At 68.3% G+C, this 16,969-nt stretch carries 15 protein-coding genes; 1 reads left to right on the plus strand and 14 read right to left on the minus strand.

Features of this window, described 5'->3' with window-relative positions; genetic code table 11:
• Positions 1-118 precede the first annotated feature (118 nt).
• Positions 119-982 carry an AraC family transcriptional regulator gene (locus IEX05_RS10615; protein ID WP_188701665.1) on the plus strand — a complete coding sequence of 288 codons (864 nt, stop codon included), beginning with the start codon at positions 119-121 and terminating at the stop codon, positions 980-982.
• A gap of 44 nt (positions 983-1,026) precedes the next feature.
• Here the strand turns inward: IEX05_RS10615 and IEX05_RS10620 are convergent, their stop codons facing one another.
• The 14 genes from IEX05_RS10620 to IEX05_RS10685 form a co-directional block, all read right to left on the minus strand.
• A complete protein-coding gene (locus IEX05_RS10620; protein WP_188701667.1) occupies positions 1,027-1,938 on the minus strand; it encodes a carbohydrate ABC transporter permease in 912 nt (303 codons plus the stop codon).
• On the minus strand, positions 1,932-2,843 hold the full coding sequence (locus IEX05_RS10625; RefSeq protein WP_229661259.1) for a carbohydrate ABC transporter permease: 912 nt from the start codon (positions 2,841-2,843) through the stop codon (positions 1,932-1,934). The genes IEX05_RS10620 and IEX05_RS10625 overlap by 7 nt, the downstream gene beginning before the upstream one ends.
• Positions 2,844-2,905: 62 nt before the next feature.
• The gene (locus IEX05_RS10630; RefSeq protein WP_188701669.1) at positions 2,906-4,207 is read right to left on the minus strand and encodes an ABC transporter substrate-binding protein; all 1,302 of its coding nucleotides are present in this window, start codon (positions 4,205-4,207) and stop codon (positions 2,906-2,908) included.
• A gap of 254 nt (positions 4,208-4,461) precedes the next feature.
• Positions 4,462-6,780 carry a beta-galactosidase gene (locus IEX05_RS10635; protein ID WP_188701671.1) on the minus strand — a complete coding sequence of 773 codons (2,319 nt, stop codon included), beginning with the start codon at positions 6,778-6,780 and terminating at the stop codon, positions 4,462-4,464.
• A gap of 327 nt (positions 6,781-7,107) precedes the next feature.
• The gene (locus IEX05_RS10640) at positions 7,108-7,575 is read right to left on the minus strand and encodes a low molecular weight protein-tyrosine-phosphatase (RefSeq protein ID WP_308423418.1); all 468 of its coding nucleotides are present in this window, start codon (positions 7,573-7,575) and stop codon (positions 7,108-7,110) included.
• Between the two features lie 128 nt (positions 7,576-7,703).
• Positions 7,704-8,135 (minus strand): heat shock protein transcriptional repressor HspR, encoded by a 432-nt coding sequence (locus tag IEX05_RS10645; protein WP_188701672.1) that lies wholly within the window; start codon positions 8,133-8,135, stop codon positions 7,704-7,706.
• A gap of 21 nt (positions 8,136-8,156) precedes the next feature.
• Positions 8,157-9,104, minus strand: a complete 948-nt coding sequence (locus tag IEX05_RS10650) for a DnaJ C-terminal domain-containing protein (RefSeq protein WP_188701674.1) — start codon at positions 9,102-9,104, stop codon at positions 8,157-8,159.
• A 27-nt stretch (positions 9,105-9,131) separates the two neighbouring features.
• A complete protein-coding gene (locus IEX05_RS10655; RefSeq protein ID WP_188701677.1) occupies positions 9,132-9,728 on the minus strand; it encodes a nucleotide exchange factor GrpE in 597 nt (198 codons plus the stop codon).
• Positions 9,728-11,566, minus strand: a complete 1,839-nt coding sequence (gene dnaK, locus IEX05_RS10660; RefSeq protein WP_188701685.1) for a molecular chaperone DnaK — start codon at positions 11,564-11,566, stop codon at positions 9,728-9,730. Before dnaK ends, IEX05_RS10655 begins: the two co-directional genes overlap by 1 nt.
• 122 nt (positions 11,567-11,688) lie before the next feature.
• Complete coding sequence (locus IEX05_RS10665) at positions 11,689-12,030, minus strand: P-II family nitrogen regulator (RefSeq protein ID WP_188701687.1); 342 nt, start codon at positions 12,028-12,030, stop codon at positions 11,689-11,691.
• A gap of 15 nt (positions 12,031-12,045) precedes the next feature.
• Positions 12,046-13,317 (minus strand): ammonium transporter, encoded by a 1,272-nt coding sequence (locus IEX05_RS10670; protein ID WP_188701689.1) that lies wholly within the window; start codon positions 13,315-13,317, stop codon positions 12,046-12,048.
• Between the two features lie 31 nt (positions 13,318-13,348).
• Entirely contained in the window at positions 13,349-14,572 is a 1,224-nt protein-coding gene (locus tag IEX05_RS10675; protein WP_308423419.1) for an allantoate amidohydrolase, read from the minus strand.
• A complete protein-coding gene (locus tag IEX05_RS10680; RefSeq protein ID WP_188701691.1) occupies positions 14,569-15,774 on the minus strand; it encodes an FAD-dependent oxidoreductase in 1,206 nt (401 codons plus the stop codon). The genes IEX05_RS10675 and IEX05_RS10680 overlap by 4 nt, the downstream gene beginning before the upstream one ends.
• Positions 15,775-15,779: 5 nt before the next feature.
• Positions 15,780-16,925, minus strand: a complete 1,146-nt coding sequence (locus tag IEX05_RS10685) for a tyramine oxidase subunit B (RefSeq protein ID WP_188701693.1) — start codon at positions 16,923-16,925, stop codon at positions 15,780-15,782.
• Positions 16,926-16,969: the final 44 nt, after the last annotated feature.

Here is a 16,969-nt window from a genome sequence, read left to right on the forward strand (position 1 = left end):
CGATGCAGCTTGACCATCGAGCAGAGCTTCACGTTACCGACACTCTCGTGCGCAGAGCATGGCGGTTCACGCCACTTACATGGACAATTCAATGATATTGACATGACAGGATAGTCGCATGGAACTCGCCGACGGTTTCGATCGCCAACGAATGAGTGTGCTCCCCAGGCCGATCGTTGAGCGGGCGCTCGGCCAGGCCGTGACGCAGCGCATGCTCGTGACGGATGCCGGATACTTCCCGCAGGCGCGCCATCATGGACGGCATCGTCCCCAGGGATCTCGGGAGACGATCGTCATCGTCTGCGGTTCCGGCTCAGGTTGGGCAGACATCGACGGAATTCGCACCCGGATAACTCGAGGGACCGCGCTCGTGATCCCTGAGGGCGTCGCACACTCCTATGGCGCGTCGGAATCCGACCCCTGGACAATCTGGTGGTGCCACGTGCGCGGCACTGACGTGCCCGAGCTCATCAACGCGGCGGGCATCAACCGAGGCTCGCGCACCGTTGCATTACGGGCGGTCGAGCGCGCGACGGCCCTCCTCGACGAGATGGCTGTCTCCCTCTCCCGTGACACGACACCCGCGCGAATATTGGCTGCCTCGGGACTTGCATGGCATCTACTGACCATGCTGGCCGCGGAAAGGTCCCTCCCCGCCGAGGGGACCCCTCTCGAACGCGCGATGCGCTACCTCGAAGAGCGCATCGACTCGCAGGTAAAGGTACCCGAGCTCGCCGACCTCGTCGGCGTCTCGCCCTCTCACCTAGCATCGTTGTTCCGGGAAGCTACGGGCGGCGGAGTCCTCGCACATCACAACGCCCTCAAAATGGCGTATGCGCGTACTCTGCTCGACACCACGTCGCTGCCGATCGCGGAAATCGCGCAGGCCGTGGGCCGCGATGATCCGTTCTACTTCTCAAGGCAATTCAGCCGCGCGCACGGCGTAAGCCCTCGCGCATATCGCGCTCTGCGTAAGGGGTGAGCGCGAGAGGGGCCGAGGATTCCTCGTCCCCTCTCGCTCAGACGCTAGCCCTTCGTCGCGCCCGCGGTCAGATCCGCACGCCAGAAACGCTGCAGACTCGACATCAGGGCGACGAGGATCAATGCCGAAACGGCAGAACCCATCACCACGAGTGCGTAGAACATCGGGTCGCGCTGTGTCTGGCCGTTCCAGAGGGTCAGGCCGAGCGTCACGGGGAAGGACTTCGTGTCGTCCAGCATGACGAGCGGCAGCAGGTAGTTGTTCCAGATCGTGACGAACTGGAAGAGGAAGATCGTCACGAACGCCGGCGTCATCATGCGCGACGCGATCTGCGCGAAGATGCGGATCTCGCCCGCGCCGTCGAGACGGGCCGCCTCGATGACCTCGTCCGGCACCGACGCGCTCGCGTGGATGCGCGCCAGGTAGACGCCGAAGGGGCTCACCATGCTCGGCAGGAGAACGGACCAGTAGCTGCCGACCAGACCGACCTCGTTCATGAGGAAGTACAGCGGAAGCGCGATGACGGTTGCGGGAACGAGGACACCACCGAGGATGACGCTGAAGAGCGCCTCGCGGCCCCGGAACGGATACTTGGCGATCGCGTAGCCGCAGGCCGCCGCGAGCACCATCGCGACGAGCGCGCCGAGCCCCGAGTAGATCACGCTGTTGACGAGCCAGCGCATGAAGACGCCGCCGTCCTGCGTGAACAGCGCGACCAGGTTGTGCCAGGCCGCCGGGGTGTCCGAGAACCACAGGCCGAAGGTGCCGAAGAGGTCGGCCGGCGACTTCGTCGCGGCGATGATCACCCAGATCAGCGGCAGAAGAAAGTAGACGGCCGCGACGATGAGGACCAGGTTGACGGCGTAGACGCTGGGGCCGGCGGGTTGGCGGCGACGGCGCGGGGCATTGTCGCCGACCGTCAGGGCGCGCGTTACGTTGCGAGTTGCGGTCACCATGCGCGGTTCCCCTTTCGGTTGACGAATCGCAGGAATCCGAACGACACGACGAAGCCGAGCAGTGCGACGATCACTGCCATCGCCGAGGCGAGGTTCGAATTGCCCTGTGCGAACGCCTGGTTGTATGCGGCGAGATTCGGGGTGAAGGTCGTGCCGATCGCCGTGGTGAGCGGGCGCAGCACGAGCGGCTCGACGAAGAGCTGCAGCGTGCCGATGATGGTGAACACGGTGACGAGGACCACCGAGGGACGCACGAGCGGAAGCTTGATGTGCCAGATGGTCGCCCACGCCGACGCACCATCGACTCGCGCCGCCTCGTACAGTTCCGAGGGAATGGCGTCGAGCGCCGAGGACAGGATCACCATGTTGTAGCCGGCGAAGCCCCAGAGCGAGATGTTCGCGATCGCGAAGAGAACCGCGCTCGACGACAACGGGTTGACGTCGATCCCCCAGTTGCTGAGCACCTGCAGGATCGGGCTCGTAGCAGGCACGTAGAGGAAGCCCCAGAGCAGCGTCGCGACGACGCCCGGGACGCCGTACGGCGCGAAGGAGATGATGCGGAAGACCCGCGGGAAGCGTGCGCTCGCTGAGTCGAGCAGGAGCGCAAGACCCAGCGCGGTGACGACCATGAGCGGGACGAGGATCGCGGAGAACAGCAGCAGACGCAAGAGGCTCTGCGAGAAGGTCGGATCCGAGAACGCGCGCACATAGTTGTCGAAGAAGGCGAACTTGGTCTCGGGCGTTCCGAAGCCGAGTCCCGAGCTTTCCGTGGCGAACAGGCTCTGCACAACGGCATACACGATCGGGGCGATGAAGAATGCCGCGAACATGATGACGAAGGGCAGGATGAGTACCCAGGCCGCGCGGGGAATGCGCGCCCGGGTGCGATGAGTGCGTGGTGCCACGGTCTCCTCCAAGGGGTCGGGGGCGGACGCCGAGCTCGGCGCGCCACCCCCGATCGGATCGATCAGTTGACGGAGATGCCGCGCTCTTCGAGCGCCGCGATCATGTCTTCCTGGGTCTTGTTGTAAGCGTCGACAAGCGGCTTGCCGCCGTCGACGGAGGCCTTGACGTTGTCGACCAGGTCGGCGAACAGGGTCGACGACAGCGGCGGCCAGGTCCACGAGGTGTCGACAGCCTTGTCGGACTCGGCGAAGACGTCCCAGATGTTCTGTCCGCCGTAGAAGTCGAAGACCTCCGAGTCCTCGAGAGCCGTGATCTCGGAGATGTCGTCGATGGCGGGCCACCCGGCGCCGACCTCGGTCAGCAGGTTGACGCTGGCGGGGTTCGAGTTCATCCACACCGCGAACTCAGCCGCTTCCTTCGGGTGCTTCGAGCCCTTGAGCACGGCGCTGGCGGATCCGCCGCCCCACGTCGCGGACACGTTCTCGCCCGCGTTCCACTGGGGCACGGGGCCGACCGCCCAGCTGCCTGCGAGATCCGGCGCGGTGCCGCGCAGGATCGCATCGGCCCACGAACCCGAGATCCAGGTGAGGACCTTGCCGCTCTGAATGTCAGAGTTCCACTCGCTCGACATGTCGGCCTCGACCTTGACGAGATCCTCGTCCACGAGCTTCTGCCAGAACTCGGCGACCTTGAGCGTGTCGGCGCCATTGATGTCCACGGTCCAGGCGTCGTTGTCGGGAGTGAACCACTGCGCACCGCCCTGCTGGGCGAGACCGATCATCCAGGGCGCCTGGTTGAACGCGAACGCGGCGATGTATGCACCCGACTCACGAACCGTCTTCGCGGCCTCGTAGAACTCGTCCCACGTCTCCGGGTACTCGATGCCGAGTTCCTCGAACACATCGGCGCGGTAAAACTGTCCGAGCGGACCCGATGCCTGCGGAATCGAGTAGACCGAGCCGCCGAAGACACCGGTCTGCCACTGCCACTCGGTGAAGAGGTCGGCGTCGTCCTCAACGTACTCCGTAATGTCCTCGAGAGCGTCGTTGATGAGGAAGTCGGGAATAGCGTCGTACCCGATCTGCGCGACGTCCGCGGCGTTACCGGCTTGCACGGCCGATTGCATCGTCGCGTATCCTCCGTCGGGGCCCGCGGTCACCGTCTCGAGCGTGACGTGCACATCGTCGTGGGCCTCGTTGAATGCGTCGACGACCTGGTCGATGTTCGGGACCCATGACTGGAATGTGAGCTCGACCGGGCCCTCCGACGACGAGTCGTCCGAGGAACACGCGGCAAGGGATACGGCCGTCGTCATGACAGCGGCCGCTGCGAGCCAACGGCGGCTCCGGGGTGATACAAGCATGAACGCTCCTTCGCGCGGAGTAGGGGATGGATATTTCCCCGGGGACAACGCACGATGCTACGCGGGGAACATGCCAAAGAACATGCCCACTTCGCGGTTACACATGGATGATTCGCCACTCTTATGAAATATTCATCGCGACGCGGACGCGCGGTCATGGAATCACCATCCGTTAAGTGAGAAGGGTGCCGTTCACCAGGGCGAACGGCACCGTCTCGCTGGCGCTATCTCGACGGTGGCTGTCTACCGCGTCGCTACGCGAAGGCCCGGGTCGCCACCGGGCGCACGACCGCCGAACGAACCTCGAGCACGGGCTCCTCGCCCTGCGGGCGCACGCGCGCGTCGACGTAGACCTCGGTCGCCGGATCCCAGGCGAACGCGCGGAGAGTGAGCGGCGTCTCCGCGAGCTTCTCCGCATACGGCGCGAGATCGATCTCGAGCGTGCGGCCGTACCAGTACTGGTCGGCGATCAGCTCGTCGCCCACGTACGCGCGGATCACGTCGCCCGTCCAGTCGAGCGACAGGATCGCCCGCTCCGCCGTCAGCGCCTCGGCCGGCACCGGCACCTCGACGCTCGCCGCGGCCGAGAAGTCGACCGGTGCCGAGAGGCGACCGGAGGATCCCGCGCGGCGCACCGGCGCCACTGGCGCGGATCCGAACTCCGGCACCTCGAGGGCGTGCTCGGCGGGCGCGGCGGGCGCCGTGTATCGCGCGAAGACGGATCCCTCACCGCTCACGCGCTCCGCGCCCTCGAGTGGCGGGGAGACGTCGAGCACCGGCCCCTCGGATCCGAGGACGGCCTCGAAACCGCGCTCACCGAACCAGCCGCCGCCTCGCCACAGCACGACGGAGTCGCGTCCGTCGATGTCGCCGCGCCACACCGACTCGGCGCTCGCCCGGTCGAGGAACACGAGGGTCGTGTCGCCGATGCGCACCTCGCAGCCGAGGCCCGGCGCCGCATCCGGGCGGAGCACGAGGACGTCACCGTCCGAGATCGCGGTCGCGCCCTCGACGTCTCCCGCGGATCCCTCGAGCTGGATCTCCACGTCGATCCCCTCGCTCGACGCGAAGAGCACGACCGTGCCGTTCGGGCCCTCGAACTCGGTGATCGCCTGGGCGGTCACCGACACGGCGGCCAGGGATCCGAAGCGCTGACGCAGCGGCCAGGCGAAGTACGCGCCCGAGGCCAGTGAGACCGGCGACGTCGGGATCGTAACGCTCGCGTCGTCGAACTCGACCGTGAACTGCACGTCCTCGAGCGCGGGGAGCGCGGCGATCGCGGGCTGGTGGTTGTTGGCGAAGAGGAAGCCGCTCCGACCGTCGGAGCGCACGGCCCAGCGCGGGGATCCCTCGTGCTGCTGCGGGATCGTCGTCACCGAGCCGGCGAGCGCGGATCCGAACGACGACAGCATGAGGTGCTGCTGACGAAGCAGGTGGTAGTGGCGGCGCTGGGAACCGACGGCTCCGACCGGCGCGAAGAAGTCGTAATCGCGCACCGGCACGTCGTTGGGGTAGCCCGAGTCGTGCGATTCCTGCAGACCCTCCGCCTGGAGCCCGCCGTGGTACATGTAGTAGCCCTGCCACGACGACCCGCTGCCGACCTTCGTCAGCGCGAGCGCCGCGACGTCATCGGAATCCACGAGCGGACGCCGGTGGTAGGCGACCGCCATGCCGCCGCCCAGCTCGCACGTGACGAACGGCCACGGGTCGCCCGCGCCGAGGTTCGCGTCGTCGTCGATCTCGACCGGCGCGTCGCGCAGGTCGGCGCCGACGGTGAGGTCGTCGCGCACCGTGTTGTAGGTGAAGTGCATGACGCCGAAGGCCGGCCAGCCCGTCGTGCTCTCCTCCCAGAAACCGTCGGAGTAGCCCGCGTACACGGGCAGCACGCGCCCGTACGGAATCTCCGCGCCGCCCCAGCCCGTCGCCGTCCAGAGGCTTGCGCGCATGCCGACCTCCTCCGCGATGGTGCGGAGCGTCGCGAGGTGCGGGCCGTTGTCGTAGAGCTCGTTGTCGACCTGGATGCCGATGATCGGCGCGCCGGGGTTCTCGGCGGAGTGGAACAGGCCGCGCACCTGCTCCTCGATCGCGGCGTACCACTTGCGGGCGTAGGCCAGGTAGGCGGGGTCGTCGGAGCGGTGCCGCATCGGCATCGCCTGCAGCCAGTCCGGGAAGCCGCCGTTGCGCGCCTCGCCGTGGGCCCACGGTCCGATGCGGAGCATGACCTTCAGGCCCACGCGGTCGGCCAGCTCGACGAAGCGGCGCACGTCGCGGTGCCCGTCCCATCGCACTTCGCCCTCGACATCCTCGTGGATGTTCCAGATCAGGTAGGTCGCAAGCACGCTGATGCCGCCGGCCTTCAGCTTCCGCAGCTCGGTCTCCCAGCGGTGCGGCAGGTCGCGGCTGAAGTGGTACTCGCCCATCACGGGGATCCACGGCTCACCGTCGACCGTCACATAGCGGCTCGTGAGCCTGATGGCCTGCGAGACGCTGGCGTCGTCGCCCATCTCGAGGGGAGTCTCGGTCGCCGGCTTCGGCGCGGTGACGCGCACGGCGTTCGTGGTGGCTTCGGTCATCGGGGTGGGCTCCTTGTGCGGGTGTTCTCCGTTGAACGGGATGTTCACTCGCTCGAAGCTATCGAGCTTCGCGCCGCTTCCCCATCGACAAAGGGACGAGGAACATGGACAACACGCTGATGTCGGATCCCGGCCCTCGGCGGGCGACACGAGACTCGGAAGAATCACGAGAATCGGAGGGATCCGCGTGGAATCCCCGAGATCCGTGATTTCTCCGAGATCCGGGACGCCGACCCCGATCGCACCACAAAAGTCGGAAGAATCACGAAAATCGGAAGGATCCCCGCTGAATCCCCGAGTCTCGTGATTTCTCCGAGATCCGGGACGCTATCGCGCGGATTCGCGAACGTATTTCACGATCTCGTCGGCGCCCGCCTCGACCACGTCGAGGGTGTCGTCGAAGCCGCCGCGGGTGCCATACCAGGGGTCGATCACGTCGGGGCTCGTGGATCCGGGCACGAACTCCATCCACAGCCGCGTGCGCTCCGGATCCGCGCCGCGGCGGATCAACGCGGAACGATGTGCCTCGGTCATGGCAAGGATCAGGTCCGCATGAACGTCATCGGTGTCGTTCACCCAGCGCGCAGTGCGGAGAGGCACGTCGTAGCCGCGTCCCCTCAGCGCATCGGCGGCGCGGGGGTCGATCGGATTACCGAGCTCCTCGTCGCTGATGCCGGATGAGACGACCTCGACGTCGAGACCCGCCGCCTCGAGCCGATCCTTCAGGACCACCTCGCCCATGGGTGATCGGCAAATGTTTCCGGTGCAGACGACGGCGATGCGCGAAATACTCACATAGCGAGCCTAGTGCGCGCCCGGATCGATCCCGAGGCTCGGAAGAATCACGAAAGTCGGAGGGATCCGGTCAGAGGTTCCGAGACTCGTCATTTCTCCGAGTCTCGTGATGCGCGGGCGCCGCGCGGCTACCCGCGCGGGCCCCGGTAGAGCACCACGTCGGTCTGGCGGCGCACTCGTGTCGTGCCCTTGAGGGTGACGACGCCGCCGGCCGCGTTGGTCGCGAAGATGCGGGCGCCGGGGCGGTTGTCGCGCTCCTGTTGCAGCTGCACCCTGAGGCCCGCGACCTCCGCGCTCAGCTCCTGCACCTGGTTCTCGAGGTCGAGCATCCGCTGGATGACAGCGAGCGGCACGCCCTCGCCCGAAAGGCGCGCGACCTCGCGCAGCTGGACGATGTTGCGCGCCGAGTAGCGCCGGGATCCGCCGCGCGTGCGACCCGGCACCACGAGCCCGATGCGGTCGTACTGCCGCAGCGTCTGCGGGTGCAGCCCCGAGAGCTCGCTCGCGGCCGCGATCGGGAAGATCGGATCGCGTTCGGTCACACCCTCTGGCAGCTGCATCTCGACACTCCTTCAGACCACTTACACGAACAGGCCGGCGCGCGGGTTCTCGTCGGCCTCCACGGAGCGGTAGGCCTCGAGCGCCTCCCGCTCAGCATCGCTCAGATGGCTCGGGACGGCCACCTGCACCTCGGCGAGCAGATCACCGGTGCCCTTCGATGTGTGGATCCCGCGGCCCTTGACCCGCAGAACGCGACCCGACGGCGTGCCGGGGGCCACTCGCATCTTGACCCGGGATCCGTCGAGCGTCGGCACCTCGATCGTGGTGCCGAGCACGGCCTCGGTGAACGTCACCGGAACCGTGAGGCGCACGTTGAGCCCATCGCGGCTGAACACCGGGTGCGGTCGCACCGCGACCTCCACGACGATGTCACCGGCCTCCCCGCCGTTCGGCGAGGGTCGGCCGCGGCCGCGCAGGCGGATCTTCTGCCCGTCGGCGACGCCGGCCGGGATCTTCACCTTGAAGGTCTTGCCGTCCTCGCCGCGCAGCGAGATCGTATCGCCCTTGGCCGCGGCCAGGAAGTCGAGCGTCGTGCGCGCGCGCACGTCCGCCCCCTTCTGCGGGCCGCCGAAACCGCCGAAGCCCCCGCGGCGGGAGCCCCCGCCCTGATTGAACATCGAAAAGAGATCATCAAAGCCGGGGTTCCCCCCGCCGGTGCCGCCGCGCTGGAATCGGCTGAAGACGTCCTCGAAGCCGCCAGAACCGGATCCACCCGCCGTGAAGCGCGCGCCCGAACCCATCGCACGGAGTTCGTCGTACTCCTTGCGCTGCTCCGGATCCGACAGAACCGAATACGCCTCGCTGATGTCCTTGAACTTCGCCTCGGCCGCCGCGTCTCCGGGGTTGGAGTCGGGGTGGTACTTGCGGGCGAGTTTGCGGTACACCTTCTTCAGCTCGGCCGCCTCGACCGTCTTCTCGACGCCGAGGATCTTGTAAAAGTCCTTGTCGAACCAGTCCTGACTGGCCATCGATCGCCTTCTTCCGAACGTTGCCGATTACTCGGCGGGAACTGCCACAACCACCTTGGCCGGGCGGAGCTCGACGCCGCCGAGGCGGTATCCCACCTCCACGACCTCGAGGATGGTCGCCTCCGTGACACCGGGGGTCGGCGCCTGGAAGACGGCCTCGTGCTGCTGCGGGTCGAAGGCCTCGCCGGCCTCGCCGTACACCGTGAGCCCGGTGTCCGTCGCGACGGCCCGCATCTTGTCCGCGACGAGCGCGAAGGCGGATCCCTCTTCGAGGTCGCCGTGCTTGGCCGCGCGGTCGAGATCGTCGAGCACGCCCAGCAGCCGCTTCGCGACCTCGCCCTTGGCGCGCTCGATGTCGAGCTGGCGTTGCTCCTCCGTGCGGCGACGGTAGTTCGCGTACTCCGCCTGGATGCGCTTCAGGTCGTGCAGGAGCTGCGTCTCGTAGTCGCTCTTCTCCTGCTCGGCGGCCTCGTCGGTCTGCTCGGCCTCGAGGATGTCGTCGATCGTGAGGCCCTCGTCTCCAGCAGATGCGCCCGCGGCGGGGGCTTCGTCAGCCCCCGCCTCGGCGCCCTGCTGGACCTGGTCTTCGCCGTCAGCCGGCTCGATCGGGTCCTGTGCAGTCATTACTTCTTCTCGTCCTCGTCGTCGACGACCTCGGCGTCGACCACGTCCTCGTCGCTCGAGGCGTCGGCCTGGGGCTCCGAGGCCTCCTGCTGCGACTGGGCGTAGAGCGCCTCGCCGAGCTTCGACTGCGACTCGTTCAGCTTGTCGAACGCCGCCTTGACGGCGTCGTCGTCCTCACCCGCGAGCGCTTCCTTCAGCGCGTCGACGTCGGCCTGGACCGAGGTCTTGACGTCCTCGGGCAGCTTGTCGGCGTTCTCCTCGAGCAGCTTCGCCACCGAGTACGCGAGCGTCTCGGCGCGGTTGCGCTGGTCGAGGGCCTCGGCGCGCTTGCGGTCCTCGTCGGCGTGCTCCTCGGCCTCGCGGACCATGCGGTCGATGTCCTCCTTCGAGAGCGACGAGCCGCCGGTGATGGTCATCGACTGCTCCTTGCCCGTGCCCTTGTCCTTCGCGGACACGTGCACGATGCCGTTCGCGTCGATGTCGAAGGTGACCTCGATCTGTGGCATGCCGCGGGGCGCCGGGGCGATGCCCGTGAGCTCGAAGGTGCCGAGCGGCTTGTTGTCGCGGGTGAACTCGCGCTCGCCCTGGTAGACCTGGATCGCGACGGAGGGCTGGTTGTCCTCGGCGGTCGTGAAGGTCTCGCTGCGCTTGGTCGGGATGGCCGTGTTGCGCTCGATGAGCTTCGTCATGCGACCGCCCTGCGTCTCGATGCCGAGCGACAGCGGGGTCACGTCGATGAGCAGAACGTCCTTGCGCTCGCCCTTCAGCACGCCCGCCTGGAGGGCGGCGCCGACGGCGACGACCTCGTCCGGGTTGACGCCCTTGTTCGCCGATTTGCCGGTCTCCTTCTCGACCAGATCCGCGATCTGCGGCATGCGGGTCGAACCACCGACGAGCACCACGTGCGCGATGTCGGAGAGCTTCACGCCCGCCTCGGCGATGACGTCCTGGAAGGGCTTCTTCGTGCGCTGCACGAGGTCGGCCGTGAGCTCCTCGAACTTCGCGCGCGAGAGGGTCACGTTCAGCGACGCGGGGCCCTCGCTCGTGAGCGAGAGGTACGGGAGGCTGACGGTCGTCGACTGGGCGCTCGAGAGCTCCTTCTTCGCCTGCTCCGCGGCCTCCTTGAGGCGCTGCAGAGCGATCTTGTCGCCCGAGACGTCGACGCCCGAGTCCTTCTTGAATTCGTCCTTGAGGTAGTCGACGACGCGCTGGTCCCAGTCGTCTCCACCCAGGCGGTTGTCACCGGCAGTCGCACGAACCTGGATCGTGGAGAAGTCGTCGTCCTTGCCCACCTCGAGCAGCGAGACGTCGAAGGTTCCGCCACCGAGGTCGAAGACGAGGATGAGCTCGTCCTCCTGGCCCTTGTCGAGGCCGTATGCGAGGGCCGCGGCGGTGGGCTCGTTGACGATGCGGAGCACGTTGAGGCCCGCGATCTCACCGGCCTCCTTCGTGGCCTGGCGCTCGGAGTCGTTGAAGTACGCCGGAACCGTGATGACGGCGTCGGTGACGGTGTCACCCAGGTACGCCTCGGCGTCGCGCTTCAGCTTCTGGAGGATGCGCGCCGAGATCTCCTGCGGCGTGTACTTCTTGCCGTCGACGTCGAACTTCCAGTCGGTGCCCATGTGGCGCTTCACCGAGGCGATCGTCTTGTCGACGTTCGTGACGGCCTGACGCTTCGCGGTCTCGCCGACGAGCACCTCGCCGTCCTTCGCGAACGCGACGATCGAGGGGGTCGTGCGAAGACCCTCCGCGTTGGCGATGACCTTCGGCTCGCCACCCTCGAGAACGGCAACGACCGAGTTCGTCGTTCCGAGGTCAATACCCACAGCACGTGCCATGACTTGCTCCGTTTCGTTGAGGAACTCGCGAGACTTGAGTCGCGATGGCTCAACTATACGTCGCCGCCGCCGAGATGTCAAAAAACCTGAGCCGGGTCGGCTCAGGTTTTTTGACGGCGGTGTTACTGCACGGCCTCCGGCCCCTTCTCGCCCGTGCGGACGCGGATCACCTGGAGCACGTCCGTGACCCAGATCTTGCCGTCGCCGATGGCGCCGGTGCGTGCCGCCTCCTCGATCGCGCCGAGAGCGGTGTCGAGCTTCTCGTCCGTCACGACGATCTCGATGAGGATCTTCGGCAGGAAGTCGACCTTCACGCGCTGGGAGCGGTAGACCTCGACCTTGCCGGACTGGGCGCCGCGGCCCTTCGCGTCGACGATGGTCATGCCGGTCACGCCGACCTCATCGAGCGCGTTCTTCACGGGATCCAGGGCGCTGGGCTGGACGACTGCGGAAATGAGCTTCATGTCGATTCCTTCTCGTTAGGAGCGGATGTCGTCGAGGTCGTAGGCCGTCTCGGCGTGGAGCGTGCGGTCGAGGCCCGCGCTCTCGACCGAGTCCGGCACGCGGAGGCCGATGGTCTTCTTGATGACGAGGGCGATGATCCCCGTCACCACGAAGGTGTACACGAAAACGATCGCGACGGCGAGCGCCTGGATTCCGAGGAGGTGGATTCCCCCGCCGTAGAAGATGCCCGTCTCCCCCGCCGGCGACGACGGATCCGCGAGGAAGCCGATCGCGAGGGTTCCGAAGATCCCGGGGAACATGTGGATCGCGACCGCGTCGAGCGCGTCGTCGTAGCCCAGCTTCTCCTTGAGCCCCAGGGCCCAGAACGCGATCGCTCCGCCGCCGAAGCCGATGACGAGGGCCGACAGCGGCGACACCGAGGCCGCGGCGGGGGTGATCGCGACGAGGCCCGCGATGATGCCGGAGATCGCGCCGAGCGAGGTGGCGACCTTGCGCGTCAGGCGCTCGACGACCAGCCAGCCGATGAGCCCCGTGCAGGCGGCGATGAGGGTATTCGTCAGCGCGACGCCGGCGCTGTCGTTGATGCCTCCCGAGGATCCGCCGTTGAAGCCGTACCAGCCGACCATCAGCAGCCCCGCGCCGACGAGGGCGATCGGCAGGTTGCCGGGGCGGCCCACGTTCGGGAAATCGCGGCGCTTGCCGAGGAAGAGCGCGAGCACGAGCGCCGCCACGCCGGCGTTCATGTGCACCGCGGTTCCGCCCGCGAAGTCGACCGCATGGAGCTTGTTGGCGATGAAGCCGCCGATCGTGGATCCGTCGGCCGCGTCGAACGCGAAGACCCAGTGTGCGACGGGGAAGTAGACGAGCGTCGCCCACAGCCCCGCGAACACGAGCCAGGCGGAGAACTTCATCCGGCCCTCGACCGCGCCGCCGATGATCGCGACGGTCAGGCCCGCGAAGATCAGCTGGAAGATCGCGATGAGGATCGCCGGGACGGCGCCCTCCGGCGTCTCCGCGCCGAGAAGCGACTGCAGGCCCCAGAGCCCGGCCGGGTTTCCAAGCAGGCCGGCGCCGCCGATCGAGTCGCCGAGCGTGAGGCCGTAGCCGAAGACGACCCAGAGCACCGCCGTGACGGCGAATCCGCTCAGCACGACCATCATCGTGTTGAGGATGTTCTTCGTGCGAGACAGGCCGCCGTAGTACAGGGCGAGGCCCGGCACCATGAGGGTGACCGCGACGGTCGCGGTCAGCATCCACCCGGTATTGATCGCGGAGGACATATCCATGGTGCGCTCCTTTCGTGAGGGGGTGAGGGGGTTAGCGAGTGAGAAGGTGTTCGAGCACGTCGGCGAGCGCCACGACGCCCGCGGCGACGTCGGCGGGCTCCGCGTGCTCCGCGGGGGTGTGCGAGGCGCCGCTCGGGTTGCGGACGAAGATCATGCCGGAGGGCACGACCTCGCTGAGCACCCCGGCGTCGTGACCTGCGCCGGTGTCGAGCACGGGGGCGCCGGGGAGCGCCTCGGCCATCTCCTCGCGCAGCCCGGCGTCGAAGTCGACGGTCGGCGAGAACGACTGCTCCGTGATCGTCACGGTGCACCCCTCGGCCTCGGCGGCGTCGGCCGCGGCCGCGGCGACGGCCGAGACGATCGCCCGCACCCGCTCGTCGTCGCGGTGCCGCACGTCGAGCCACAGCTCCGCCGCCGAGGCGATCACGTTGGTGCCGCCCGGGGTGACGTGCACGCGCCCGACGGTGCCGCGCGCCTCGTCGACCGCGAGCGTCTGCTCGCGCAGGCTCGCGATGACGCGCGCGGCGACGACGACGGGATCCTGCCGGTCGGCCATGCGCGTCGCGCCCGCGTGGTCTCCGCGGCCGTCGATGCGCACGTGCCAGCGGCCGTGGGCGATGATGCCGCCCGCGAGGGCGATCGGACGATCGAGATCGATCAGGCCGCGGCCCTGCTCGACGTGCAGTTCGACGAAGGCGGCGAGACGCGCGAGGCGCTCGGGGTCGGGACCGATCAGGTCCGGATCGAAACCGGCTGCCCGGGCCGCGTCGTCGTAGCCGATGCCGTCGGCGTCCCGCAGGGCGTGCACGGTCGCAGGGTCCGAGGCGCCCGTCGCGAGCCGCGAGCCGAGGCAGGCGAGCCCGAAACGGGATCCCTCCTCCTCGGGGAAGACCGCGAGCGCGAGCGGGCGGGCGGGCGCGATGCCGCGCCCCACGAGCACGTCGAGCGCGGCGAGCGCGCTCGCGACGCCGAGCGGGCCGTCGAAGTTGCCTCCGCCCGGCACCGAGTCGAGGTGGGATCCCGTCGCGATCGCGCCCGTTCGGCCGTGCCCGGCCGGATCCCACCACGCCCAGACGATGCCGTTGCCGTCGGTTTCGACCTCGAGCCCGCGGCGCTCCGCGTGCCGGATGAACCACTCCCGCAGCTGTGCCTCGGCCTCGGAGAACACCGGTCGGCTGTAGCCGCCGCGCACCTCGTCGACGCCGATCCTCTCAATCTGCGTGAGCAGCTCGTTGGCGTCGGCATAGGCCATCATGCGGGCGTCCTCTCGAAGCTCTGGCCGGTCGCGCGGAAGCGCTCCCCCGCGATGCCGGAGCCCGCGACGAGGTCGTAGACGAGTTCGCCGAAGAGCGGCGCGAACTTCGCACCCTGCCCGCTGCACGGCGAGAGGATCGTGATGCCCTCGGCGCGGTCGATGATCATGTCGTCGCGCGGGACGTTCGTGAACAGGCACGTGGTCTCGGCGTAGGGGGCGGGATCGAGGCCAGGGGTGAACTCCCGCACGAAGTCGGTCACCCGCACCCGGTTCGCCGGATCGATGATGCCGTCCTGCGCGTAGGCGGAGGCGATGCGCCTGCCGCCCATGTACTCGGCGACCTTCTGCCCGTCGAAGCCGGCGTCCCGGCCGCCCGGCAGGCCGTAGACCTGGATCCGCTCCCCCTTGTAAATGAAGGTGGGCCAGCTCGTGGCGGCGCCCGCGGGCGTCTCGCCGCGGTCGGCGTCGGAGCGGTAGGGGAAATGGAAGGCGTTCTCCTGCATCACCTCGAGCTGGGGGATCGCGAAGGCGCCCGAGACATCGGTCTCGGCGAGGAGCGCCGGCAGCCACCCGCCGGCCGCGATGATCACCTGCTCGGCGTGCACCGCCTCGCCCGTCGCGGAGGTCACGAGGTAGCCGGCGGGCGCGCGGCGGATGCTCGCGACCTCCCAGCCGGTGCGCACGGCGGCGCCCGCGGCCTCGGCGAGCGCGACCATCGCCTCGACGGATCCCTCTGCGTCGATCACGCCCGCGCCCGGGTGCCACAGCACCTCGGTGTCGAGCGCCTCGCGGTCGAACGCGAGCTGCGGCCAGCGGGATCCGGCCTCCTCGCGCGACAGCAGCTCGTGCTCGACGCCGTGGGCGTCGAGGGCGCCCGCGAGACCGCGCGGGTCGCGCACGGATCCGAAGTCGAGCGAGCCGCTCGGCGTGATGAGGCGCTTTCCGCTCGCCGCCTCGAGCTCGTCCCAGCTGCGGCGCGCGTCGGCGACGAGCCCGACGTAGAACGGATCCGGGTAGGCGTAGCGGAAGATCCGGGCGGATCCGTGGGAGCTGCCGAGCGCGGAGGCGGGAACGTCGCGCTCAAGCAGGATGACGCTCTCGCCCTGCTGGGCGAGTCGCCAGGCCGCGGACGATCCGGCGAGGCCGGCGCCCACGACGGCGTAGGTGGCGGACTCGGCGGTCCGCTGAGACGGGGCGACCACGGCGCTCAGACCAGGTCCGGGGCGTCCCAGAGGTTCAGCTTCGTGCCGATCCCCTTCTCGACGGCGTTTTCGTAGATGGTCTTCGCCCAAGCGACGTCCTCGACGCCCATGCCGCCGACGCTGAACAGCACGGGCTGCTCGTCGAACTCGCGGCCCGGCTCCGTGCCGTCGAGCACGTCGCCGATGTTGACGACGCGCGACGGGTCGAGCTTGCCCAGGCCGATGAGGTCCTGCCAGTAGAGACCGATCATGCCGAAGGCCGTCTCGTGGCTCGGTGCCGGGTACTCCTCGGCCCAGGCCTCGTAGATCTTCTTCGCGTCGGCGACGAGCCGGGCCTTGCCGGAGAGGGTGTACTCCTCGTCCATTCTGAGGTTCGCGGGGAGGCTCAGGAAGGCGCCCGGCTTGATCCAGTCGCCGTTGATGTAGGGGTAGTTCTCCGACCCGACGAGGCCCGTGACGGCCTCGGAGACGATGTCGGAGTCGCGCACGGCCGCCTCGACGGTGTCGGCGATCTCGATCGTCGTGAACTGGGGGTAGTGCTCCGCGACGTATGCGGCGAAGGCCTCGGAGGTGGAGCGGCGGCGGCCGTTGATCTTGATGGTGTCGAGCGTGGGACGGGCGGTGGTCATCGCGTGCAGCGCCGACTTGTTCATCGCGCCGGGGCCGATGATGCCGAGCGTCTTCGCGTCGACGGGCGCGAGCTTCTTCGCGGCCGCGCCGGGTACGGCGGCCGTGCGGTACGCGCTCTCGAGGTTGCCCGACATGATGGCGAACGGCGCGCCCGTCTCCTTGTCGTTGAGCACGATGAGGTGGATCGACCGCGGCAGCCCCTGCTCGCGGTTGTCGATGTTCGAGCCGTACCACTTCACGCCCGCCGTGTCGAAGCGCCCGCCGAGGTAGGCGGGCATCGCCATGAAGCGCCGGTCGGCGGCGTCGAGCGGCATGCCGGGGAAGGGCGAGGAGCTCGGGAAACTGATCTGCGCGCCGTGCGAGTTCCAGGTGCTGCCCGCCATGCGGTAGTCGCCCTTCGCGACCAGGATCAGCACCTCCTCCATGACCTCCATGCAGCGGGCCATGTCCTTCATACCGGCCTCGATGACCTCGGGCTCGCTGAGGTAGAGCATGTCGATGCGGGTGCTGGGCTGAGCCATGGGGTCCTCCTTGGTGGGGCGATTTCCCTCTCAGATAATCAATG

Origin of the sequence: Microbacterium nanhaiense (assembly GCF_014646015.1) — a bacterium.
GTDB classification, from domain to species: domain Bacteria; phylum Actinomycetota; class Actinomycetes; order Actinomycetales; family Microbacteriaceae; genus Microbacterium; species Microbacterium nanhaiense.